Source organism: Blastococcus haudaquaticus (assembly GCF_900230285.1).
GTDB classification, from domain to species: Bacteria; Actinomycetota; Actinomycetes; order Mycobacteriales; family Geodermatophilaceae; genus Blastococcus_B; species Blastococcus_B haudaquaticus.
Genome location: NZ_OCNK01000002.1, coordinates 325686 through 348185 on the forward strand (window position 1 = coordinate 325686; position 22500 = coordinate 348185).

Below are 22500 nucleotides of genomic sequence, written 5' to 3' on the forward strand. Positions count from 1 at the left end.
TCCCTAGCGTCGGGTGCACTCGACGAGGAGGTGCGATGTCCGACGTCCGCATGCGTGTGCTGGTCACCGATGTCGCCTGGCCGACGGTCGACGTGGAACGCGAGGTGCTGGCCGCCGCGGGCGCCGAGCTCGTCCTCGCGCCGAGCGGGGAGCCGGCCGAGCTGGCTCGACTCGCGGGTGACGCCGACGCGATCCTCACCTGCTTCGCGAAGGTGACGGCCGAGGTCCTGGAGGCGGCCCCCCGCTGCCGCACGGTCGCCCGCTACGGCGTCGGCGTCGACAACATCGACGTCGCCCGCGCCACCGAACTCGGCATGGTCGTGAGCAACGTGCCGGTCTACTGCGTCGACGAGGTGGCCGACTCGGCCCTGCTCGGGATCCTGGCCCTCGCCCGCCGGCTGCTGCCCCTCAACCGCGACATCGTGCGTGGTGGCTGGGGCCGGGACGTACCCGGTGCCGGGACGCGGCTGCGCGGCAAGGTCCTGGGCCTGGTCGGCCTGGGAGTCATCGGCTCGGCGCTGGCCGCCCGCGCCCAGGCGCTCGGTCTCGAGGTCATCGCCTACGACCTGTCGGGACGCCCGGTGCCCGGGGTGCGTGTCGTGAGCTCGCTGGATCACGTCCTCGCCGAGGCGGACGCCGTGTCCCTGCACGTACCGCTCACCGCGGCCACCCACCACCTGATCGGCGCCGAGCAGCTGCGGCTCATGAAGCCCACCGCGTGGTTGGTCAACACCGCACGCGGTCCGCTCGTCGACAACGAGGCGCTGCTCGCCGCCCTCGACGCCGGCGAGATCGCCGGGGCGGCGCTCGACGTCACCGACCCGGAGCCACTGCCGGCCGACCATCCCCTGCGCAGGCGCGACGACGTCGTCCTGACCCCGCACACAGCGTTCTCCTCCGACGGCTCACTGGCCGAGCTCGCCACGAGGGCGGCCGCGAACGTCGTGGACGTGCTGCAGGGGCGAGTGCCTGCCACCGTGGTCAACCCCCAGGTGCTCACCAGCCCCGCCCTCCGCCGCGGGCTGGAGCCCCGGTGACGGCAGCCGCGGCCTGTGACACCGCCGCGCTGACCGCCCACCTGGTCGCGCGCGGACTGACCGCCTCACCGGCCGGCGTGGAGATCCACCCGCTGGCCGGTGGGGTCTCCAACGACGTCGTCGCGGTGCGGGCGCCGGGCCTCGACGCGGTCGTCAAGCAGGCGCTCGGCCGGCTGCGGGTCGCCGAGGAGTGGCTCGCCGACCCGGCGCGCCTGGACACCGAGGGCCGGGCCCTGCGGCTGGCCGGCCGCATCGCGCCCGGCTCCGCGCCCGAGGTGTTCGACCTCTCCGACGGCTACCTGGTCATCGAGCGGGCGCCCGACAGCTGGGTGCCGTGGAAGCAGCAGCTGCTCGAGGGGACGGCCGACCCGGCCGTCGCCGGCCGCCTCGGATCCGTCCTCGGTGCCTACCAGCGCGCCACGGCCGACCGGGACGACGTGCTCCGGGAGTTCGGCGACGTCACGGCGTTCGGCCAGCTGCGGGTCGACCCGTTCCACCGCACGATCGCCGCCCGGCACCCCGACCTCGCCGAGGCCATCGGGCACACGGTCGACGTCATGGCGGCCTCCCGCGTCTGCCTCGTGCACGGGGACTACACCCCCAAGAACGTCCTGGTCGATCCGGACGGCGAGAGGTTGTGGGTCATCGACTGGGAGGTCGCCCACGTCGGCGACCCCACGTTCGACCCGGCCTGGACGATCGGCCACCTGCTGCTCAAGACGGTTCACCGCCCCGCGGCCGGGGCCGGCTTCGCTGCCGCCGGGCGGGCCTTCCTCACGGCCTTCACCGAGTCGATCGCCGGCGCGCTGCCGATCGACCCCGCACAGCTCGTGCGCCAGACGGGCTGCCTGCTGCTGGCCCGCGTCGACGGCAAGAGCCCGGCCGACTACCTCACGGCCGACGAACGTCCACGGGTGCGCGACCTCGCCCGACGGCTGCTGATCGACCCCCCGGAAACCATCACCGACGCCTGGGAGCTGCTCGCATGAGCGACACCACCATCACCGGCCTGCTCGCCTGGGAAGCCCTGGACTCCCGCGGCAAGCCCACCGTCGGCTGCGAGGTGCGGCTCGACGGCGGCGCGACCGGGCGGGCGACCGTGCCGTCGGGCGCCTCCACCGGCAGGCACGAGGCCCGGGAGCTGCGCGACGGAGGTGCCCGCTACGGCGGCAACGGGGTCCGCCAGGCGGTGGCCAACGTGACCGACGAGATCGCAGAGGCCGTGAGTGGACTGGACGGCACTGACCAGGCCTCGCTCGACCGCACGCTGCGCGAGCTCGACGGCACACCGGACCTGGGTCGGCTGGGCGCGAACGCCGTTCTCGCGGTGTCCGTCGCCACCGCCGTCGCCGGGGCCGCCGCGCGAGGACTGCCGATGCACGAGGCGGTCGCCGACGACGGGGCCGCTCCGCTGCTGCCCCTGCCGATGGTCAACATCATCTCCGGCGGCGCCCACTCCGGCCGGTCGATCGACGTGCAGGACTTTCTCGCCGTCCCGGTCGGCGCCGACTCGTTCGCCGACGCGATCGAGTGGGCGTCCCGGGTGCGGGCCGGCACGGCCGAGGAGCTGGTCTCGCGCGGCCTGCCGGTCGCCCTGGTCGCCGACGAGGGTGGCCTCGGTCCCCTGCTGCCCACCAACCGGTCGGCGCTCGACGTGCTCGTCGCCGGTATCGAACGGGCCGGGCTGCGGCCCGGCGACGATGTGGGCATCGCGATCGACGTCGCCGCCACGCAGTTCGTGCGGGACGACGGTCGCTACGTGCTGGCGACCGAGGACCGTGAGCTCACCGCCGACGACCTGGTCGAGGAGCTGGCCGCCTGGTGCGCGGCCTATCCGATCGTGTCGCTCGAGGACGCGCTCGCCGAGGACGACTGGGCGGGCTGGCGGACCGGCACCGAGCGGCTCGCGGGCCGGCAACTCCTGGGCGACGACCTGTTCGTGACGAACCCCGAGCGCCTCCAGCGCGGCATCGACGAGAAGGTCGGCAACGCGGTGCTGGTGAAGCCCAACCAGATCGGCACGCTGGACACCGCCCGCTCCGTCGTCCGCACCGCGCACGCCGCCGGGTACGCCACGGTGCTGTCGGCCCGGTCCGGTGAGACCGAGGACGACTGGCTGGCCGACCTCGCCGTCGGCTGGCGTACCGGGCAGATCAAGGTCGGGTCGACCACCCGCTCCGAGCGCACCGCCAAGTGGAACCGCCTGCTCCGCCTGGAGAGCGAGCTCGGCGACCGCGCCGAGTACGCGGGCCGGGCCGCCCTCCCCCACGCACAGAGATGAGCGACAGCATGACGCGGTCCGTCGACGGATACGCCTTGGGCCGGTTCGACGACGGGGCGGGCCCGTTCACCGGCCTCGTCGCCGGGAACCGGGTGCTCCGGCTGCAGGACGACGGCCTCGTCAAGGGGCGGGCCACCTACCAGGCCCTGCTCGACGAGTGGCCGGCCGTGGCCCCGCGCCTGGCCGACCTCGCCAGCGAGGTCGGCCAGGCGGACGGGGTGCCGATCGCCGACCTGGCCGTGCTCGCGCCCGTCGAGCCACGGCAGGTCTTCCAGGCCGGCGCCAATTACCGCTCGCACGTCGCCGAGATCATCGTGTCCTCGAAAGAGGTCGACGACCCACGGACGGAGGAGGAACTGCGCCGGCACGCGGAGTCGGTCATGGACGAGACCGCGCGGACCGGCAGCCCGTTCGTCTTCGTCACCCTGCCCAGCGCGATCTGCGGCCCGGACGACGACGTCCTTCTGCCCCCCGAGGCCGAGCGCGTCGACTGGGAGGCCGAACTGGCGGTGGTGATCGGCCGCCGGACCCATCGGGTGCCGCGCGAGCAGGCGATGGAGCACGTCGCCGGCTTCACCGTGTGCAACGACGTCAGCGCCCGGGACCTGCAGTTCCCACCCCAGCACAAGGCGCTCGGTGGCGACTGGCTGCGGGCGAAGAGCCGGCCCACCTTCCTGCCGACCGGGCCCTTCCTCGTCCCGGCCGACCAGGTGGCCGACCACCGGCAGCTGCGGATCACCTTCGACCTCAACGGGGAGCGCATGCAGGACGACGTCCCGGCCAACATGCTCTTCGACGTCCCGGGACTGATCGCGTCGGTGTCCGCGGCCGCCGTGCTGCTGCCCGGCGACCTGCTGCTCACCGGCAGCCCGGCCGGCAACGGCGGCCACTGGAAGCGCTGGCTCCAGCCGGGCGACGTGATGGAGACGGCCATCGAGGGGCTGGGGGCGCAACGCAACCGTTGCGTGGCCGAGGAGGGGTGACCTCTCCGCCGGTCGACCGCGGCCGGGACGTCACGGTCCTCGCCGTCGGTCCGGTCGCCGACCGCATCGTCGAGGTCGTCCTCGGGCCGGCGGACGACGCGCCCTTCCCCCGCTGGGCACCGGGCGCGCACGTGGACGTCGTCCTGCCGATTGGCGTCGCTCGGCCCTACTCGCTCGCCGGGGATCCGGCGGACGCCCGGTCGTGGCGGCTGCTGGTCGCCCGCTCGGCGCCTGGGGACGCGTCCGCCCACATCCACGACGAGCTACGCCCCGGGGACCGGCTGCGGGTACGGGGACCGCGCCACCTCTTCGCCCTCGGCGGGGGCGCCCGCTACCTCTTCCTCGGCTCCGGCTCCGGCATCGCGCCGCTGCTGCCGATGGCCCGGTGGGTCGCGGCCGCCCGGATCCATCCGTGGGCCCTGGTGCACGTCGACCGCTCCGCACGCCACCGCACATTGCGGGAGGAGGTCGCCGCCCTGGGAACGGGCAGTCGCACCGTGGCCACTGCCGACGACGCCCTCGCGGCCCTGGCGGACGCAGCACCGGGGACGGCCGTCTACGCGGCGGGCAGCAGCTCCTTCGTTGACGCCGTGGCCGACGCCGCTCCCGAGCACGTCGCGCTGAACCGGCAGCGGTTCGACGCTCCCGTCGGGGTGTCGGGTGCAGCCCGTCCTTTCGAGCTCGTGCTCGGCCGGCGCAGAGAGCGGGTCCGCGTCGAGGCAGGGACGCCGCTCCTGACGGCTCTGCACCAGGCCGGGGTCGACGTGCCGGTCTCCTGCGGCGCCGGCATCTGCGGCGCCTGCGTCGTCGGTGTCCTCGAGGGCACGGTCGAGCACCGGGACTCGATCCTGACCGCCGCCGAGCGGGCCGCCGGTTCCCGCATCGTCAGCTGCGTGTCCACGGCAGCCGGGGACCGACTCGTCCTGGACGTGTGACCTGGCTCATGCGCGCCGTGGATCGCAGCGATAGCCGGGAATCATTTCCGCCCGGCTCCGCACGTTCCTAGCGTCGGTCGGGACAGCAGTCGCACGTCACACCGGAGGGGCGCCATGGGCAGCCACATCGCGAAGCTCGGATACGTCGGGGTGCAGACCCCTCGTTACGAGGAGTTCCGTACCTGGGGCCCGGAGGTCCTCGGCTGCATGCTCGGTCCTGACGGCGCGGACGGCGCCGTCCGCCTCAAGATCGACGACGCGGACTACCGGCTCTCCTTCCACCCCGGCGATGACTACCGGTTCCTCTACGCCGGCTGGGAGGTGCTCAACCACCGCGACCTGGACGCCGCGGTCAAGCGCCTCGAGGACGCCGGCGCCAAGCCCCGCTTCGCCGACCAGCAGCTCGCCGACCAGCGCGGTGTCGACAAGCTGGTGCAGTTCGAGGACCCTTTCGGGCAGCCCCTCGAGCTGTTCTGCTACCAGGAGTCGAACTACTCGTTCTGGCACCCGCCGCGGCCGCACGCCGGCTTCGTCACCAAGGAGCAGGGCCTCGGCCACGTCGTGTTCGCGGTGCCCGACGCCCGCAAGGCGGTCGACTTCTACATCGACGCGATGGGCTTCATCCCCAGCGAGATCCTCAAGATGAACGAGCCGCTCGGTGAGATGTGGTTCCTGCGGGTGAACCCCCGCCACCACAGCGTCGCCTTCCTCGAGGTGCCCAACTCGGTCGGCCTGCACCACGTCTACCTCGAGTCGGTCGACCTCGACGACGTCGGCTACTCGTACTACGACGTGCTGGGCGGCGACGCCAACCCCGACCTCCAGATGGCGTTCGGCCGGCACATCGGCGACCAGGTCATCTCGTACTACATCCACACCGCCGGTGGCTTCATGATCGAGTACGGCTGGGGCGGCCTCGCCATCGACGACATGAGCAAGCGCTCGCCCAACAACCTCAACTTCCGCAACGGCAAGCGGCAGGAGATGTGGGGCCACAAGTTCCGCTTCCAGCCCAACGAGGCCGTCCACCCGTACCAGCCCTGACCCGGTACCGCTGAGGACGAAGGAGTCCGCCGTGCCTGCCGTGAACAACGTCCTGGTCGTGGGTGCCGGAGCCGCCGGTACCGCCACCGCCATCCTGCTCGCCGAGGCCGGGGTCGCGGTCGACCTCGTGGAGATCAAGCCCGAGGTCTCCGCACTGGGGTCCGGGATCACCCTGCAGGGAAACGCGCTGCGGGTGCTACGGCAGCTGGGGGCCCTCGACGAGTGCCTCGAGTACGGCTTCCCGTTCTCGCAGCTGGTGATTCGGGTGCCCGACCCGGCGGCGACGATCGTCGCCCGCGTCGACGACATCCCGTTCGGGGGCGCAGACCTGCCGTCGACCATGGGCATGTACCGGCCCGAGCTGGCGCGGATCCTCATGGATCGCGCCGATCGGGCCGGGGTGAAGACCCGCTTCTCCACCACCATCGAGTCCCTCGACCAGGACGACGACGGCGTCGACGTCACGCTCTCCGACGGCTCCGCGGGTCGCTACGACGTCGTCGTCGGCGCCGACGGGCTGCGGTCGTGGACCCGCCGGATGCTCGAGATCCCGCTGGAGACCCGATCGGTGGGCATGGGCGCGTTCCGGATGTTCGGGCCGAAGCCGGCGGACATCACCGAGTTCCACGCCATCTTCGGCGGGCCGTCGTACATGGCTCTCGTGTGTCCCACCTCGGAGACGACGGCCTACTGGTCGCTGGTGGAGCCGGCCCGGGACCGGACGACCCAGACGCCCCAGGAGCGGCTCGCGGACTTCCTGGAGCTCAGCCGCCCGTACCACGGGCCCTGGGACGAGGTGCGGGACTCGTTCACCGACCCGGCGAACCTGAACTACACGTGGTTCGAGCACCACCTGCTCGACGCCCCGTGGAACCGCGGCCGGGTGGTGCTCATCGGCGACGCGGTGCACACCTGCCCGCCGACCATCGCCCAGGGCGCGGCGATGGGCTTCGAGGACGCCGTCGTCCTCGCCGAGCTGCTGACCACCCGCGACCGGGTCGACGACGAGCTGTGGGACGCGTTCACCGCCCGCCGCTTCGACCGGGTGAGCACCGTCGTCGAGGCCTCGATGCAGATGGCGCAGTGGAACCTCGACCACGTCCAGGGCGACGTCCCGGGCGTGACCCGCCGCGTGGCGGCCGCCGTGAGCACCCCCGCATGACCTCCGACGAAGGGACAACGATGTCTTCCAGCACGCCTGGCCCCCGGGGCCGGGTCGCCGTCCTCGGCGGCGGCCCGGCCGGCATGGCCACCGCGCTGTCGGTGCACGGGGCGGGCCATGAGGTGGCGATCTTCGAGCGCTACCCCGAGGCCCGCCCCGCCGGGAACGTGCTCAACCTCTGGCCACCGCCGCTCAAGGCGTTGCGCCTGATGGGCGTGGACACCGAGGACCTGGGGGCACCGTGCCAGACGGAGTTCCGCAGCAGCAAGGGCAGGGTGCGCGCCGTGGTCAGGTCCGCACCCGAGGTCGTGGAGCAGTACGGCAGAGGTGGCGGCTTCATCGGCCTGCTCCGGCCCGAGCTCTACGAGCGCATGCTGGCGGCGCTGCCGCCGGGGGTGCTCCGCACGAACCAGCTGGTCGAACGGATCGAGCAGGACGACCGCGGGGTGACGCTGTACTTCGCCGATGGCACGATCCACGAGGCGGACGTGCTCGTCGGCGCCGACGGGATCAACTCGCTCGTCCGCAGGACGCTGTGGGGTGAGACGCCGATCCGCGAGCACCGGCTGCACACCATCGCCGGGTTCACCTTCGCCGACGACATCGGCGGCGAGACGGGCATGTGCGTGATCAGCCACGGCCGCCGCGTCCAGGGCAGCTGGACCTCGATCCGCCACAAGGGCCGGAGCGGCTACCAGTGGTGGGTGCTCGAGGCCACCGACCCCGAAGCGCCGGCGCCCACAGACCTGCACGCCCGGGCCACGGAGCTCGGCCGGGAGTTCCTGCACCCCCTCCCCGACCTCATCGAGCGCACCGAGCCGGAGAACGTGCAGCGCTGGGTGCTCCGCGACCGCGGCTACCTCGACCAGTGGTCGAAGGGGCGGATCACGCTCGCGGGCGATGCAGCGCATGCCACGTCGCCGTATGCCGCCTACGGCGCGGGCATGTCGATCGAGGACGGCTGGTTCATCGGCCGCGCGCTCGAGGGTGTCGACCTCACCGACCTGGCCGCCGTACGCCAGGCACTGCAGTCCTACGAGGAGCCCCGCAAGCCGCACACGAAGTTCCAGGTGGACATGGCCTACCGCAACGGTCAGATGTTCCACCACGCCCCGCGTCCGCTGCAGCCCATCCGGGACCTCGTCTTCGACCGCACGCCGTTCCTGCAGAAGGTGGTCGGCGACACCAACCCGAAGGAGATCAACAAGCAGTTGGCGCTCATCACCGACTGATGGCGCTTCCCGGGCCTGCCAGTGGCCCCTTACCGCCGCTGCTGACGCGCACTCACGGCCGCTCGACGGAAAGCAGCCAACGCCGGGGGACAGCCTGTCCAGGCACATCGATTGGATCGATACTGCAGCGATGGACCTGGCTCGCCTCGATCTGAACCTGCTCGTCGCGCTGGACGCGCTGCTGCAGCAGCGCAGCGTCAGCAAGGCTGCGGTGCAGACCGGTGTCGGGCAGCCGGCGATGTCCTCCTCGCTCGCCCGCCTGCGTCGACACTTCGGTGACGACCTGCTGGCCCGCGTGGGGAACGAGTACCACCTGACGCCTCTCGCGCTGGAGCTCCGGGAGCGGGCGCGGATGGCTCGGGTAGGGCTCGAGCGGGTGTTCGGCGCCCACGACGAGTTCGACCCGGCATCCTCGGATCGTGAGTTCACCCTGCAGGTCAGCGACTACGGGGAAGCGGTGCTCGGCTCCCCCGTCGCCGATCTGCTTGCCGATGCCGCCCCCAGGGCACGGCTGCGCCACGTGGCCAACACGGCGCGCCCCCTGGACTCGTCCGACCCGACACTGCTGGGCACCGACCTGGTGGTCATGCCGCACGGCTTCGTGACCGACCTGAGGCACGACGACCTGTACCGCGACGAGTGGGTCTGCCTCGTCTCCACGGCGAACACCGCGGTCGGTGATGCGCTCACCCTCGACCAGTTGCGCGCGCTGCCGTGGGTGGTCACCTTCCACAGCTCGGCGGGGACGACGCAGGGCATGGCCGCCCTGCGGCTGATCGGGGTGGAGCCGGACGTGCGGGTCGTCACCGAGCACTTCCTGGGCCTGCCCGGGCACGTCGCCGGCAGTGAGCGGATCGCTCTGATGCAGCGCCGACTGGTCGACACCCTGCCGCCGCGCGACGACGTCCGGGTACTGCCCTGTCCGTTCCCCGCCGGCGTCCTGACGGTGGCGATGTGGTGGCACCCGGTCCACGACGACGACCCGGCCCACGCGTGGTTTCGGGCCCTCGTGAGGCGCGCCTCCCGCACGCTCAAGCCGCTCCCCTGAGCCGCCCCGGCATATCGATTCTATCGATAGGCGCCATCGCCAATCGTGTGTTCCCGGCCGCAGTCGCCGTCCATACCGTGACCGGCATCACCACGGCGGGCCCTCGCCCGCACCGCTCAAGGAGGACTCCATGGCTGATGTGCTGACCAGTGCCACCCCCGGCGCCGGGCTGTGCCCCTGATGGCCGCCGTTCACAGGGTCCTGATCCAGGGCGGGGGGATCGGTGGCCTGACGCTCGCCGCTGCGCTCGGCCAGCGTGGCATCGAGGTCGATGTCGTGGAGGCCTCCGGGCCGGACGCGGTCCTCGGCGTCGGGCTCAGCCAACCGAACAACGCCTTGACCGCTCTGGACGAGATCGGTGTCCGCGACGCCTGCCTCGAGGTCGGCTTCCCCTTCGAACCGCTCGCCATCTGGAACCCGGCGGGAGTGCAGGTCGCGGCGATCCCGCCGGCGGACGGGCGCTACGGCAAGCCGTCCAACAACGCGATCGGCCGCCCCGTCTACAACCGCATCCTTCGCGACGCCGCGGAGAAGGCCGGTGCCCGCATCCGCACCGGGGCCACCGTGTGGGACATGACGGAGGACGCCGACGGCGTCGAGGTCGAACTGGCCACCTGGACCGGCAAGCGCACCCCGCCCGTCCGCGACCTGGGCGCCGACAGCAACCGCTACGACCTGGTGGTCGGTTTCGACGGTCTCCACTCGAGAATCCGGGAACACCTGTTCGGTGACCGGTACACCCCGGAGTACACCGGGTCCGCGTGCTGGCGGATCACCATGCCGCGCCCGGCCGACCTCACCCACATCGCCTTCGCCATCAGCGGTCCTGCCAAAGCGGTGCTCACGCCGATCAGCGATGCGCAGATGTACTTCGGGCTCGTCACCCCCGAGCCGGGGAACCCGAGGTTCGACCCCGCCGACTTCGTCCGGCTCGCGAAGGAGCGCATGCAGGGCTTCTCCGGCCGGATCGGCGAGATGCGCGACAGCATCACCGAGGACAGCTACGTCAGCTACTCGCCGCTGTACCACGTGACCGTCCGGGAAGCCTGGTTCCGCGGGCGGATCGCGATCGCCGGTGACGCCGCCCACACGGCTCCCCCGCACATGGCTCAGGGCGCGGCCATGGCCGTGGAGGACGCTGTCACCCTCGCCGCGGCCCTCGACGAGCAGCAGACGCTGGACCGAGCGCTGGACGCCTGGTTCCAGCGCCGGCGCGACCGTGCCCTGTTCGTCGCCGACATGTCGCTGGCGCTGCTCAAGCAGGAGTCCGGCGGGGACACCCTGACCCCCGACGAGACCGAGCTGCTGAAGCTCGGCATCCCGGGCGCCCAGGCCCGCATCGCGCAGGAGGCCTATTGATGCGCGCCTACGTGCTGCCGACCGAGGGCGTTGCGCCGGTATTCAGCGACGTCCCGCCGCCCGAGCCGGCCGACGGCGAGGTCCTGGTCCGGGTGACCGCGTCGTCGGTCAACCCGCACGACGCCATGGTCGCCAGCGGCGGCGCCGCTCGCTACATGACTTACCACTACCCCGTCGTGCTCGGCAGCGACTTCGCCGGCACGGTCGAGGCCCTCGGTGCCGGTGTCGACGACCTTGCGGTGGGCCGGCGGGTGTTCGGGCTGGTGCGCGAACTGGTCGCCGCGCGCGGCTCGTTCGGCGAGCTGGTCGCCGTCCCGCGGGACTGGGTCGTGCCCGTCCCCGACGGCGTGGAGGACGCAGCCGCCGGGGCGCTGGGACTGGCTGCGCTCACGGCGCTCCGCTGCGTCGAGGCGGTCGCCCCCGCCCCGGGCGAGGTGGTGCTCGTCAACGGCGCCACCGGAGGCGTCGGCAGCTACGCCGTGCAGATGCTCGTGGCCCGCGGCGCGACAGTGGTGGCCACCGCACGACCGGGCGAGGAGGAAAGGCACGTCCGGGACATGGGTGCGACCGACGTCGTCGACTGGTCCGCCGGCGACCTCGCCGAGCGCGTCCGCTCCCTGCACCCCGACGGCGTCGCCGCGATCGTCGACCTGGTCAACCGCAACACGGACACGTTCACCGCACTCGCCACCCGGGTGCTCGCCCGCGGGGGCCGGGTCGCGTGCACCGGTCACGCGGCCGACCCCGACCGCCTGCCCGGCGTCCGCGCCACGAACGTGCGCGCCGAGGTCGACCAGGACGCACTTCGCACCATCGCCGACCTCGTCGGTGCCGGCCGGCTGCACGCACCGATCACCGCCACCTTCCCCTTCGACGAGGTCGCTACAGCCTTCGAAACGCTCCGGACGGGGGCCGTCGGCAAGCTCGCGATCGAGCAAACCACCTCCTCAGCCCCCCTCCCAGAACAGAGGACGACGTGAACCTTCCCTCCCTGCAGAGCGGCATCGACCAGGCCGGTAGCCCGGTGAAGCTCCTCTGGAAGCCGGGCACGCCGCCGGTCACCGTGCCGGTCGTGCCTCCGGAGATCGCCGGCTGGCGCGCGGAGCAGCGCGCCTGGTACGACGGCGTCGCCTACCTCGAGCTCTCCCACCACATGGCCGACCTGTTCGTGGAGGGCCCGGACGCCCTGCGCCTCCTCTCCCGGGTGGGGGCCAACAACTTCGAGAACTACGCCATCGGTCAGGCCAAGCAGTTCATCGTCGTGAACGAGGAGGGCCTGCTCGTCCAGGACGGCATCCTGACCCGCCTGGCCGAGGACCGGTTCAACCTCGCCGGCATCGGCACCGCGGGCACCTGGGTGCAGCACGAGGCGGAACGAGGCGACTACGACGTCACGCTGACCGTCGACCCCGACTCCGCGTTCCGGGGCGGCGCCGACCCTGTTCTCTTCCGGTTCCAGATCCAGGGCGCCAGGGCGATGGCCTTCCTGGAGTCCGTCTTCGGCGGGCCGATGCCGTCGGTCAAGTTCTTCCACTCGGGCGAGGTCTCGCTGGCGGGCAGGACGTTCCGGGCCCTCCGGCACGGCATGACCGGCCAGCCCGGTTTCGAGTTCTTCGGGGCGTGGGAGGACTACGCGCCGGTCCGCGAGGCGCTGCTGGCAGCAGGTGAGCAGTTCGGCCTCGTCCAGGTGGGAGGGCTGGCCTACTACACCGCCGGCGTCGTCGGCGGTTGGCTGGCGACTCCGGTGCCGGCCATCTACACGTCGGAGAGCACGGCTGCTTTCCGCAGCTTCACCAGTCTGTTCTCGTACGAGGGTCAGGGCGCTCTTCGGGGCAGCTTCTACTCGGACGACATCTCGGACTACTACCACTCCCCCTACGAGCTCGGCTACGGCCGCTCGGTCTCGTTCGATCACGACTTCATCGGGAAGGACGCCCTCGCCGCGGCGAAGGACAAGGTGCACCGGCAGAAGGTCACCTTGGTCTGGGACGCGGACGACGTGGCGGCGGTGTTCGGGCCGGAGCGGGACTTCTTCCTGAGCTACACCAAGGACCGTGTGGAGAAGGACTCCCGGCTCATCGGCCTGTCCGAGTACGCCACGTACATCGACCCCGCGGGGGCCATCCACTCCATCGCCACCATCGACCGAGAGCACGCGGAACCTGGCACGGAGGTCGAGCTGGTCTGGGGCGAGCACCCAGGACCCGGAACCGCGCCCGACGCCGACCTCGGCTTCTCGCGGATCAGGGCGACGGTGCAGCCCGCCCCCTACGACGACTACGCCCGCACGTCCTACCGAAAGTCCTGATGAGGACCAGGTCGGCCATCCTTCGAGCGACCGACGGGTCTCCGACCCGTAGCGGGCTTCGAGAGGCGACGACGGTGGATCAGATCGCGGCCGCGGCCGGCCTGTGGCGGCGGGGAGGGCCGGTCGCACCGCCCGTCCGGCTGCCGGCGGATCGGCGTCTGCGTCGTCGGTGCTGCGTCAGGCAGGCCTGCTGGTCAGAACGGCGATCCGGCCCATGAGTGCGGGGACGTCGCCCCGCTCGTGCGCCAGCTGCCAACGCGCGATCTGCACCGAAGCCTCCACCACCGCCTTCACCCGCTCGTAGCGCCGTTCCGAGAAGCTCGTCAGCAGCGCGTCGTCGACGGCGTCGGCACCGATGAGCAGCTCGGCGAGCACCGACGCGTCCTCGAGCGCCAACGCGGCGCCCTGGGCCAGGGTGGGCGGGCAGGTGTGCACGGCATCGCCGACGAGGACGACGCGGCCGCGATGCCACGGGGTGTCGAGCAGGTGCTCCTCGAACCACGTGTAGTTGATCTGCTCGGGGTCGGTGATCGACTCCCGGATCTCGTCCCAGGGCCCGTGGTAGGCCTCGGTCAGCCCGCGGACGATCGAGACCTTCTCCTCGTCGGTCACGGTCGTGCGGTCCTGGGCGTCCTCGACGATAAAGGCGTACAGCGACGACTGCGAGGTCGGGGTGACGCCGGCGATGTACAGCGGGCCGCCATAGGTGGCCTCCGAGCTGACGACCTCCGCCGGCCGCGGCGCGAAGACCCGCCAGATGCCCATGCCGACCGAACGCGTCTCCAGCGGCACGTCCAGCAGCCGCCGGGTCCACGAGCGCAGTCCGTCGGCCCCGACCACCAGGTCGTAGCGGCCGGCGGAGCCGTCGGTGAACCGGACGTCGACCCCCGAGTCGTCCTGCGTCAGCTCCTGCAGCGTGGTGGAGAAGCGGAGCTTGACGCCGGCCCGCTCGGCCCGGCCCATGAGCACGCGGGCCAGGTCGGGGCGGTACATGCCCATGCTGGCGGGCAGGTCGGGACCGCCGGACCGGTGCTCGGCGACCCGGGCCACGACTGTCGCCGCCGGGTCCGGCGCCCGGATCACCAGCTCCTCGGCGGGGTATCCCTGCGCGAGGCACTCGTCGAGCACGCCCAGCTCCCGGAGCACGCGCAGCGCGTTGCCCTGCAGGGTGATGCCGGATCCGAGCGCAGTCACGTCGGGCTTGATCTCGACCAGGTCGACGCTCACACCGGCGTCGGCCAGCAGGATGGCGGTGGCGGCGCCGACGACGCCGCCACCGACGACCAGGACGTTCTCCACGGCTGCCATGCGAGGACTCCTTCGTCCGGGATGGTGGAGGCTCAGACCGGCGGTGCGACGAACAGCCCGCGGTCGACGTCGTTGAAGCTCTCCTTGGCGACCAGCTCCTCGAACGGGTTCGCCGTCCCCCACTGGTCCTGGTTCTCCTCCTTCGAGACGTCGTAGACGCTCGGGTGCCAGGCGTCCTCGTCGAGCTTCTCCAGCTCGGTCGTGTACTCGATGGTGTTGCCGTGCGGGTCGAGGAAGTAGGAGAAGGTGTTGTCGCCGGCCATGTGGCGGCCCGGGCCCCACACCATGCGGGTACCGGCGCGCAGGAGCCGGCCGGTGCCGCGCATGTACTCGTCCAGGCCGCGCATCTCGAACGAGACGTGGTGCAGCGAGACGTGCGGTCCCTTGGCGATCGCCATGCTGTGGTGCTGCGGGTTGCACCGCATGAACTTCATCAGCTCGCCGGCGTACGGGTGGATCAACGAGTCCGAGAGCGCGAAGTCCAGGTGCTGCTCGTAGAAGGCCTGGGTCCGGTTGGGGTCCGGCGAGTTGATGACCACGTGGGACAGGCGGACCGGGATCGCCTCGCGCTCCTCGATCCGGCGGTGCTGCCGGGTGGCGACGTCGGCCGAGACCTCGATGGTGCGGCCGTCGACGTCGAAGAAGCGGAAGCCGTACCCGCCACCGGCCGTCTGGAGCACGCCGGGCTCGCTGATCAGCTGGACGCCGGCGGTGCCGAGGCGCTGGGCGAGCGCGTCGACGTCGGCTGCTGAACCGGCGCCGTAGGAGATGAGGTCGAGGCGCTTCTCGGCGTCCTTGCGCAGCCGGACGATGTACTGCTCCGGCGACCCCTGGGCGGCGAGGTAGACGAGGCCGTTCTCCTCACCGACCGGGGTCAGGCCCCAGAGGGTCGTGTAGAACTCGCGCTGCTTGTCGAAGTCGGGCACGGCCAGGTCGACGTGCCGCAGGTGGGTGATCAGGCGGTCGCTCATCGGTGTCTCCAGTGGTCTATTCGTCGACGCAGCGGTTGGCCTGCGCGCCGAGGCCGGTGATGGTCGAGTCCATGCGGTCGCCGGCGCGGAGCAGGCGTCCCCGGGGCAGGCCGTTGCCGGCGGGGCTGCCGGTGAGCACCAGGTCACCGGGCAGCAGGGTCGCGACGCTCGAGCAGTGGGCGATGACGTGCGCGACGTCGAAGAGCATGTCCTTGGTCGACTCGTCCTGCATGACCTCGCCGTTCAGCCGAAGGGTCAGGCGGAGGTCTCCGGGATCGGGCACCGCCGCGCGCGGGACCACGACCGGCCCGGTGGGCAGGAAGGTCGGCGAGTTCTTCGCCGCCAGCCAGTCCGCGCCCAGGGCGGGGGCGTCCTTGCGGAAGATCCGCTCGCGCAGCGTGAGGTCGTTGACGATGGTCCAGCCGGCGACGACGTCGAGGGCGTCCTCCGGGGACACCCGGCGGGCGCGGCGGCCGATCACCGCGGCGAGCTCGAGCTCCCAGTCCGGCTGCTTGCCGTCCGACGGCAGGACGACGTCGTCGTACGCGCCGCAGATGGCACTCGGGAGGCCCTGAAAGACGTACGGCGGGTGCTCCAGGCGGGTGTCCATCTCCGCCGCGGCGTCTGCCCGGACCTGCTCGACCGTCCGGCCGTCCGAACCATCGGCGTGCGCGACGGCGATGTCGATGACGTGCGTGCGGTAGTTGGCGCCCGCCTGGAACACCTGCCGCGGCTCGACCGGCGCGAGCACGGTCAGTCCTGCCAGCGGCTGCCAGCCGTCGCTGCTCCCGGCCAGCTCGTCGAGCACCGGCAGCGCGTCGTCCCAGCGGTCGAGCAGCTGCCGCGTCGAGGAGGGCTGCCCCAGCGCCGAGGAGGCGGACAGGTCGAGGGCGCGGTCCCCGGAGACGAGCGCGGGGAACGGCCGCCCGTCGGCAGAGAGCCGGGCGAGGGCCCAGGATCCGGCGTGGTCGATGGTGGTTGGCACGGTGGCTAGCATCAGCCGCCCGGTGGGCCCGGTGGAAACGCCGCTTCCGTATGCCTGCCCATCCGGCGGGCTTATGGCCCAGCTCACAGAGGAGTGCCGACGGTGGAGCTGCCCAGCCTGGACCTCAACCTCGTCGTCGTCCTCCACGCCCTGCTGGAGGAGCGCAACGTCACGCGCGCCGGCGAGCGGGTCGGGCTGAGCCAGCCGGGCACGAGTGCGGCACTGGCCCGGCTGCGCCGCCACTTCGACGACCCGCTGCTGGAGCGGGTCGGCACGGTGTACGAACTCACCCCGCTCGCCCAGGCCCTCCAGGGGCAGCTGGGCTCGACGATGGAGCAGCTGCAGCGGGTGCTGGCCGCCCAGCCGCGCTTCGACCCGCTCACCACCGACCGGCGGTTCACGGTGGCGTGCTCGGACTCCGTGCTCACCATGCTGGGACCCGCACTGGTCGCCGCGGTCACCCGCGCGGCGCCACGCGCGAGTCTCGACTTCCGCTCGCTGGACAAGCGGGTCGCCACCGACCCCCTGGCGCTGCTCCGCGACGTCGACGTGCTGATCGTGCCGAGGGGACTCTTCTCGCTGCCCGACGTGCCGAGCGTGGAGCTCTACCGCGACCGCTGGGTGTGCGCGACGTGGCGTGGCAACACCGCGGTCGGCGACCGGCTCACCCTCGAGGACGTCGCCCGCGCCCGGTGGGTCATGCCCTTCCAGGAACTCCTCATGGCCTCTCCCGCCGACGCCGCACTCGCGACGCTGGGCGTCGACCGCCACTGCGCGGTGCGTGTGGAGAGCTTCAGCGCGCTCGACCGCCTGGTGGTCGGAACGGAACTGCTGGTGCTCTTCCACGAGCGGCTCGCCGGCGATCTCACGGCTGGAGACCTACGGGTGGTCCACCTCCCGGTCCAGCTGCCGCCGATCACCGAGACGGCCTGGTCGCACCCCAGCCGTCAGCTCGACCCCGGGCACCGCTGGTTCCTCGATGCCGTCACCGAGGCGGGCGCAGGGCTGGTCCAGCCGGGGACGTCGGCCAGCAGGTAGCGGGCTGCGGTGTTCCCGAGGTCGGCGACGAAGCGCTCGTCGTCGACCGGCGTCGGCGTCGCGAACCCCGGCCCGTACGCCACCCGGATGATCGACGTGGCGAAGACCGTCCCGAAGCACGAACGGACGGCGGCCTCCGGGTCGTCGTGGCGGATGGCCCGGCGGGCGGCCAGCACCACCTGGACGAAGCCCTCGCCCAGCTCCTGGCTGTAGCGCGAACCCCGTCGGCGCACCTCGTCGTGCACGGCCGAGATCAGGACGACGGCGCGCAGGAACCGCTGGTGGCGGAAGGAGATCCCCACCATCTCGGCGACGGCGGCGCGCACCAGCTCGGCGGGCGGCAGGCCGGCCCACCGCTCCTCGTCGGCGAAGAGGTGCTGCTCCTCGCGCAGCCGGCCGACGCCGTGCTCGTAGACGGCCAGGAAGAGCGCGTCCTTGCTCGTCGTCCGGGCGTAGATGGCGGTGGGTGCCACGTGCGCCCGCTCGCACACCGCCGCGATGGTGAACGCCTCGTAGCCGCCGTCCTCGAGGAGGGCCACGCCCGCGTCGAGGACGCGGTTCCACGCCTCCCGGCTCCGCTGCTGCTTGGGCGGTCGCACCTCGAGCTCGGCATCCACGTGCCCATCCTCTCCGATGCTTGACAGAACAGTGACGCGCGCTACAGTTCGGCGCTAACTGTAGCGCTCGCTACTGTTCTGCTCGAACACACCGAGGTGCTCGATGACCCCTTCCTCACCCTCCTCCCGTGGCCGGGTCGCCGTCCTGGGTGCCGGACCGGCCGGCATGGCCGCCGCCCTCGGGGCGATCAAGGCCGGGCACGACGTCGTCGTGTACGAGCGCTACCGGGAGGCCCGTCCTGCGGGCAACATCCTGAACCTGTGGCCGCCGCCGCTGAAGGCCCTGCGCGCCCTCGGGGTGGACACCCACGACCTGGGCGCACCCACGCACTCGGAGTTCCGCAACGTCCGCGGCAAGGTGCGTGTGGACGTGAAGCTCGACGAGGTCGTGAAGGCGGCATTCGGCGGCGGGTTCATCGGCCTGCTCCGGCCCGAGCTGTACGAGCGCATGCTCGCCGCGATCCCGCCGGGCGTGATCCGGTTCGACTCGCAGGTGGAGCGAATCGAGCAGGACGAGCGGGCGGTCGCGCTCCACTTCGCCGACGGCAGCACCGCCGAGCACGACGTGCTGGTCGGCGCCGACGGCATCGACTCCCTCGTCCGCCGCACGCTGTGGGGCGACGCGCCCAAGCGCGAGCACCGGCTGCACATCTTCGGCGGCTTCACCTTCGCCGACGTGGAGGGCACGATCCCGAACAAGTGCGTGCTCAGCCACAGCCGGACGACCCAGGGCAGCTGGACGTCGATCCGCCACAACGGCCGCGACGGGCACCAGTGGTGGGTCCTCACCTCGACCGACCCGGACGCCCCCGCACCGGCGGACCTCAAGGCGACGGCGACCGAGCTGGCCGAGGAGTTCCCGGCGCCGCTGCCCGGGCTGATCGCCGCGACGGAGGCCCAGAACGTCCAGCGCTGGGTGCTCCGCGACCGCCCGGCGCTGAAGCAGTGGTCGAAGGGCCGCGCCACGCTGGTCGGGGACGCCGCCCACCCGACCTCGCCGTACGCGGCCTACGGGGCCGGCATGTCCATCGAGGACGGCTACTTCCTCGGCGTCGCCCTGCGGGGGGTCGACCTGACCGACCTGGCCGCCGTCGCGGCAGCGCTGCAGTCCTACGAGGAACCGCGCAAGCCGCACACCGCCAAGCAGGTCCAGATGGCGTACGTGCTCGGCAAGGTCTTCCACCACGCGCCTGCGCCGCTGCGGCCGCTGCGCGACTTCTTCTTCGACCACACGCCGTTCCTGCAGAAGATGGCCGGCGACTCCAACCCCCGCGAGATCAACAAGCAGCTCGCCCTGATCGAGGACTGAGCCGTGCTCATCGTCATCGGCAGCGCCGTCGCCGCCCCTGGCCGCCGCGCCGAACTGGTGGCGGCGGCACGCGCCGTCACGGCGGCCACCCAGGGCGACCGCGGCTGCCTCGCTTACTCCTTCTCCGCCGATCTCGAGGATCCCGACCGCATCCACAGCATCGAGATCTGGGCCGACCGCGCGTCGCTCGACGAGCACATGACCCACCCGCACACCGAGGAGTTCCTGCGGGTCGCGCCGGGGCTGGTGGCCGGCGAGCCGGTCATGTCGTTCTACGACGTGCCCTCGTAGCCGGTCCGGGTCGGAAGGGTACGGCTGACCCTGAAGTAAGGCCGAGGACACCAGGAGTCGACCGCCCTCCTCGACCGACCGTCATACGGCGCCGCGAACGCGACTGCGACTGAGGACGTGGGCGGCGGCTGCGACAGAACGGGACGCGTGGCAGGCGCGCCGCCACGAGGACGGCATAGCCCGGGCCGGGAGGCCGTCCGGACGCGGCTGGATGCAGCAGGCGGTCAGGCCGTCGTGCACGGGCTGTCACACGCGCGCCGGGCGCGGTGTCTCCATGGCAGACGGCATCACGACCAAGGAGCTGACGATGAATCTCGGACTGTGGATCGCCACCGGGCTGCTGGCGGCGGTCGCGCTGGCCGGCGGCATGAGCAAGACCCTCGTTCCGAAGGAGAAGCTCGCCGGCCTCCACGGCGGAGGGTGGACCGGGGACGTCTCCGTCGCCTTCGTCAAGACGCTCGGCGCCCTGGAGCTCCTTGCGGCTGTCGGGCTGGTCCTGCCGGCACTGCTCGACATCGCACCGGTCCTCGTGCCGGTGACCGCAGTCTGCTGGGTTCTGCTGATGGTGGGTGCGATGTTCACCCACGGTCGGCGTGGCGAATGGCCCTTCGTACTGCTGAACCTGACGTACCTCTCGCTCGCCGCGTTCATCGCCTGGGGACGGTTCGGCCCGGAGTCCTTCATGTCCTGACCCGCCCACCCCGGGCGCCGCGAAAGGTCTCGAGGCCTGCGGCGTGCAGGCCGACGTGCGTCAGCGGCGGAGCTCACGGTAGAGGCGCGCCAGGTCGGTCACCTGGACGTGCGCGTTCAGGCCGCTCGGGTTCGGCACCACCCAGGTGGCGGCACCGCCGATCCGCTCCGGCTGCAGCCCCACGACCGCCTTGGGCCGCTCGAACCCGGTCCGCCACGCGGTCACACCGAGGACGGCCAGCACACGGGGCCGGTACTCGGCGACGAGGTCGGCCAGCGCGGCCGCTCCCTCGCGCAGCTCCTCCCGCGTCAGCTCGGCAGCCGTGCGCGTGGGCCGGGCGACGACGTTGGTGATCCCCAGCCCGTGCTGCAGGAGCTGCCGGTCCTCGTCCGGCATCAACAGCCGCGGTGTGAAGCCGGCGAGATGGATGGCCGGCCAGAAGCGGTTCCCCGGGCGGGCGAAGTGGTGCCCGCGCTCGGCCGACAGCAGCGACGGGTTGATCCCGCAGAAGAGCACGTCGAGACCGGGCGCGATGACGTCGGGCAGCGGCTTGTCCGGCACGGTCAGCCCGCCAGGACCGCCCAGCCGTGCGCGGGCAGCCGCACCCGGCCGCCGGCCACCTCCGCGTCGCCGGCCAGCACGGCACCGGCCCCGGGAACGGGCACGTCGGCCCGATCCCCCACGTTCAGCGCCACCACCAGCCGCTGCCCCTCGCCGACGGCCTCGTAGACCAGCTGCTCGTTGGCCAGGTGCAGCGTCGTCGTCCGGGCGGTGTGCAGCCACCGGTGCCGGCGGCGCAGGCCGATGAGCTCCTGGTGGAGGCGGTACGTGGGCAGCCCGAGCGGCGAGAGCTCAGCCGGCGTGGCGGGGAACGGCGGACGCACGGCGTCGTCGCCCCCGGCCCGGTCCTCCTTGACCCCGCGGAAGGCGTGCTCGTCACCGGCGTAGACGGCGGGGGTCCCGCCCGTGGTGAGCAGCACGACGAGGGCGTGCGCGAGGTGCCGCTCGTCGGTCAGCCGGCTGGCGATGCGGGTGACGTCGTGGTTGCCCAGGAACGTGTACGGGACGAAGTCGTCGAGGAAGCCGCCGTGCCGGTTCAGCGCCGCGTCGAGCTCGAAGAAGTTGCCGTCGTTCAGCGAGCTCCAGACCGCCTTCCAGAGCTCGTACTGGGTCACGGCGTCCAGCCGCGCGTCGGCGACGAACCGCCCGTAGTCGCCGTGGATGACCTCGCCCATCAGGTAGGCGTCGGGGTGGCGCTCCCGCACCCGGTCGGCGACCTGCGCCCAGAACGACGCCGGGACGGCGTAGGCGGCGTCCAGCCGCCAGCCGTCGACCCCGCGGTCCAGCCAGTGGTTCATCACCTCGACGACGTGGTCGACCACGGCCGGCTCGTCGTGGTTCAGGGCGACGAGGGCGCCGTGCCCCTCGAAGTCGTCGTACGCCGGCTCCGTCCCGGGCGTCCACTCGCCGTCGGGCCAGCGCAGCCGGAACCAGGAGGCGGTGGGCGCGGAAGGTCCCTGCTCCAGCACCGCCCGGAACGCCGGATGGCCCCGCCCGACGTGGTTGAAGACGCCGTCCAGGAGCACCCGCAGACCGCGCTCCCGGCAGGCGGCGAGCAGCGCGTCGAGGTCGGCGTCGTCCCCGAGCCGCGGGTCGACGCGCAGGTGGTCGATGGTGTCGTAGCCGTGCGTCTCCGAGGCGAACACCGGCCCCAGCGCCAGTCCGGACAGGCCCAGCTCGACGACGTGGTCCAGCCAAGCGGACAGGTGCCCGAGCCGGTGCGCGACGGGTCGGTCGGGCGCCCCCTCGCGCTCGGCGCCGACGAAGCCCAGCGGGTAGACGTGCCACCAGAGGACGTCCTGCACCCAGCCGGGCTCTGCCGCACGCGCCGCCGTCATGCC

22 protein-coding genes are annotated in these 22500 nt (G+C 72.2%); 16 read left to right on the forward strand and 6 right to left on the reverse strand.

The genetic code is table 11. The features are described from left to right. Positions 1 to 35 precede the first annotated feature (35 nt). From CRP30_RS08185 to CRP30_RS08240, 12 genes are all read left to right on the forward strand, one after another. Positions 36 to 1037: a C-terminal binding protein gene (locus CRP30_RS08185; protein WP_200814621.1), complete on the forward strand. Its 1002-nt coding sequence runs from the start codon at positions 36 to 38 to the stop codon at positions 1035 to 1037. After that, positions 1034 to 2026, forward strand: a complete 993-nt coding sequence (locus CRP30_RS08190; protein WP_097183465.1) for a phosphotransferase — start codon at positions 1034 to 1036, stop codon at positions 2024 to 2026. The genes CRP30_RS08185 and CRP30_RS08190 overlap by 4 nt, the downstream gene beginning before the upstream one ends. After that, on the forward strand, positions 2023 to 3318 hold the full coding sequence (eno, locus tag CRP30_RS08195) for a phosphopyruvate hydratase (protein WP_097183466.1): 1296 nt from the start codon (positions 2023 to 2025) through the stop codon (positions 3316 to 3318). Before CRP30_RS08190 ends, eno begins: the two co-directional genes overlap by 4 nt. Before the next feature lie 8 nt (positions 3319 to 3326). Beyond that, positions 3327 to 4301 carry a fumarylacetoacetate hydrolase family protein gene (locus tag CRP30_RS08200; RefSeq protein ID WP_200814622.1) on the forward strand — a complete coding sequence of 325 codons (975 nt, stop codon included), beginning with the start codon at positions 3327 to 3329 and terminating at the stop codon, positions 4299 to 4301. Further along, complete coding sequence (locus CRP30_RS08205; RefSeq protein WP_097183468.1) at positions 4298 to 5236, forward strand: flavin reductase family protein; 939 nt, start codon at positions 4298 to 4300, stop codon at positions 5234 to 5236. The genes CRP30_RS08200 and CRP30_RS08205 overlap by 4 nt, the downstream gene beginning before the upstream one ends. Positions 5237 to 5350: 114 nt before the next feature. Continuing rightward, positions 5351 to 6280, forward strand: a complete 930-nt coding sequence (locus CRP30_RS08210; RefSeq protein WP_097183469.1) for a VOC family protein — start codon at positions 5351 to 5353, stop codon at positions 6278 to 6280. A gap of 31 nt (positions 6281 to 6311) precedes the next feature. Then, complete coding sequence (locus CRP30_RS08215) at positions 6312 to 7442, forward strand: FAD-dependent monooxygenase (RefSeq protein WP_097183470.1); 1131 nt, start codon at positions 6312 to 6314, stop codon at positions 7440 to 7442. Between the two features lie 20 nt (positions 7443 to 7462). Beyond that, positions 7463 to 8674, forward strand: coding sequence for an FAD-dependent oxidoreductase (locus tag CRP30_RS08220; protein WP_097183471.1), 1212 nt, complete (start codon positions 7463 to 7465; stop codon positions 8672 to 8674). 130 nt (positions 8675 to 8804) lie between these two features. Beyond that, the gene (locus tag CRP30_RS08225; protein ID WP_097183472.1) at positions 8805 to 9722 is read left to right on the forward strand and encodes a LysR family transcriptional regulator; all 918 of its coding nucleotides are present in this window, start codon (positions 8805 to 8807) and stop codon (positions 9720 to 9722) included. A 180-nt stretch (positions 9723 to 9902) separates the two neighbouring features. Then, a complete protein-coding gene (locus tag CRP30_RS08230) occupies positions 9903 to 11081 on the forward strand; it encodes an FAD-dependent monooxygenase (RefSeq protein WP_097184059.1) in 1179 nt (392 codons plus the stop codon). Beyond that, positions 11081 to 12061: a quinone oxidoreductase family protein gene (locus CRP30_RS08235; RefSeq protein WP_097183473.1), complete on the forward strand. Its 981-nt coding sequence runs from the start codon at positions 11081 to 11083 to the stop codon at positions 12059 to 12061. Before CRP30_RS08230 ends, CRP30_RS08235 begins: the two co-directional genes overlap by 1 nt. Beyond that, complete coding sequence (locus CRP30_RS08240; RefSeq protein WP_097183474.1) at positions 12058 to 13389, forward strand: aminomethyltransferase family protein; 1332 nt, start codon at positions 12058 to 12060, stop codon at positions 13387 to 13389. Before CRP30_RS08235 ends, CRP30_RS08240 begins: the two co-directional genes overlap by 4 nt. A 177-nt stretch (positions 13390 to 13566) precedes the next feature. Here CRP30_RS08240 and CRP30_RS08245 read toward each other — a convergent pair whose 3' ends face one another. From CRP30_RS08245 to CRP30_RS08255, 3 genes are read right to left on the reverse strand one after another with little or no spacing between them, the layout of a single operon-like run. Further along, complete coding sequence (locus CRP30_RS08245; protein ID WP_097183475.1) at positions 13567 to 14697, reverse strand: FAD-dependent monooxygenase; 1131 nt, start codon at positions 14695 to 14697, stop codon at positions 13567 to 13569. 32 nt (positions 14698 to 14729) lie between these two features. Beyond that, a complete protein-coding gene (locus CRP30_RS08250; protein WP_097183476.1) occupies positions 14730 to 15668 on the reverse strand; it encodes a VOC family protein in 939 nt (312 codons plus the stop codon). Positions 15669 to 15684: 16 nt separating this feature from the next. Further along, complete coding sequence (locus CRP30_RS08255; protein ID WP_200814623.1) at positions 15685 to 16653, reverse strand: fumarylacetoacetate hydrolase family protein; 969 nt, start codon at positions 16651 to 16653, stop codon at positions 15685 to 15687. A gap of 102 nt (positions 16654 to 16755) precedes the next feature. On the opposite strand from CRP30_RS08255, the gene CRP30_RS08260 reads away from it, so the two are divergent. Beyond that, entirely contained in the window at positions 16756 to 17691 is a 936-nt protein-coding gene (locus tag CRP30_RS08260; protein ID WP_143278426.1) for a LysR family transcriptional regulator, read from the forward strand. Here the strand turns inward: CRP30_RS08260 and CRP30_RS08265 are convergent. Continuing rightward, positions 17601 to 18308 (reverse strand): TetR/AcrR family transcriptional regulator, encoded by a 708-nt coding sequence (locus tag CRP30_RS08265; RefSeq protein ID WP_097183479.1) that lies wholly within the window; start codon positions 18306 to 18308, stop codon positions 17601 to 17603. The genes CRP30_RS08260 and CRP30_RS08265 overlap by 91 nt on opposite strands. A gap of 103 nt (positions 18309 to 18411) precedes the next feature. Between CRP30_RS08265 and CRP30_RS08270 the strand changes: the two genes are divergently transcribed. The 3 genes from CRP30_RS08270 (at position 18412) to CRP30_RS08280 (ending at position 20599) form a co-directional block, all read left to right on the forward strand. Then, a complete protein-coding gene (locus CRP30_RS08270; protein WP_097183480.1) occupies positions 18412 to 19617 on the forward strand; it encodes an FAD-dependent oxidoreductase in 1206 nt (401 codons plus the stop codon). Between the two features lie 3 nt (positions 19618 to 19620). Continuing rightward, positions 19621 to 19908 (forward strand): putative quinol monooxygenase, encoded by a 288-nt coding sequence (locus CRP30_RS08275; protein ID WP_097183481.1) that lies wholly within the window; start codon positions 19621 to 19623, stop codon positions 19906 to 19908. A 274-nt stretch (positions 19909 to 20182) separates the two neighbouring features. Next, positions 20183 to 20599, forward strand: a complete 417-nt coding sequence (locus tag CRP30_RS08280) for a DoxX family protein (protein WP_235003267.1) — start codon at positions 20183 to 20185, stop codon at positions 20597 to 20599. A gap of 60 nt (positions 20600 to 20659) precedes the next feature. On the opposite strand, the gene mug is transcribed toward CRP30_RS08280, so the two are convergent. Together mug and CRP30_RS08290 are read right to left on the reverse strand one after the other, a co-directional pair. Next, positions 20660 to 21160 carry a G/U mismatch-specific DNA glycosylase gene (mug, locus tag CRP30_RS08285; protein ID WP_200814624.1) on the reverse strand — a complete coding sequence of 167 codons (501 nt, stop codon included), beginning with the start codon at positions 21158 to 21160 and terminating at the stop codon, positions 20660 to 20662. A gap of 2 nt (positions 21161 to 21162) precedes the next feature. Further along, entirely contained in the window at positions 21163 to 22497 is a 1335-nt protein-coding gene (locus CRP30_RS08290) for an alpha-amylase family glycosyl hydrolase (protein ID WP_097184062.1), read from the reverse strand. Between the last annotated feature and the right edge of the window lie 3 nt (positions 22498 to 22500).

Coding starts and splice junctions, on each gene's coding strand:
- CRP30_RS08185 (WP_200814621.1), top strand. CDS start 36: ATGTCCGACGTCCGCATGCGTGTGCTGGTCACCGATGTCGCCTGGCCG.
- eno (WP_097183466.1), top strand. CDS start 2,023: ATGAGCGACACCACCATCACCGGCCTGCTCGCCTGGGAAGCCCTGGAC.
- CRP30_RS08200 (WP_200814622.1), top strand. CDS start 3,327: ATGACGCGGTCCGTCGACGGATACGCCTTGGGCCGGTTCGACGACGGG.
- CRP30_RS08210 (WP_097183469.1), top strand. CDS start 5,351: ATGGGCAGCCACATCGCGAAGCTCGGATACGTCGGGGTGCAGACCCCT.
- CRP30_RS08220 (WP_097183471.1), top strand. CDS start 7,463: ATGTCTTCCAGCACGCCTGGCCCCCGGGGCCGGGTCGCCGTCCTCGGC.
- CRP30_RS08225 (WP_097183472.1), top strand. CDS start 8,805: ATGGACCTGGCTCGCCTCGATCTGAACCTGCTCGTCGCGCTGGACGCG.
- CRP30_RS08230 (WP_097184059.1), top strand. CDS start 9,903: ATGGCCGCCGTTCACAGGGTCCTGATCCAGGGCGGGGGGATCGGTGGC.
- CRP30_RS08235 (WP_097183473.1), top strand. CDS start 11,081: ATGCGCGCCTACGTGCTGCCGACCGAGGGCGTTGCGCCGGTATTCAGC.
- CRP30_RS08245 (WP_097183475.1), bottom strand. CDS start 14,697: ATGGCAGCCGTGGAGAACGTCCTGGTCGTCGGTGGCGGCGTCGTCGGC.
- CRP30_RS08250 (WP_097183476.1), bottom strand. CDS start 15,668: ATGAGCGACCGCCTGATCACCCACCTGCGGCACGTCGACCTGGCCGTG.
- CRP30_RS08270 (WP_097183480.1), top strand. CDS start 18,412: ATGACCCCTTCCTCACCCTCCTCCCGTGGCCGGGTCGCCGTCCTGGGT.
- CRP30_RS08280 (WP_235003267.1), top strand. CDS start 20,183: ATGGCAGACGGCATCACGACCAAGGAGCTGACGATGAATCTCGGACTG.
- CRP30_RS08290 (WP_097184062.1), bottom strand. CDS start 22,497: ATGACGGCGGCGCGTGCGGCAGAGCCCGGCTGGGTGCAGGACGTCCTC.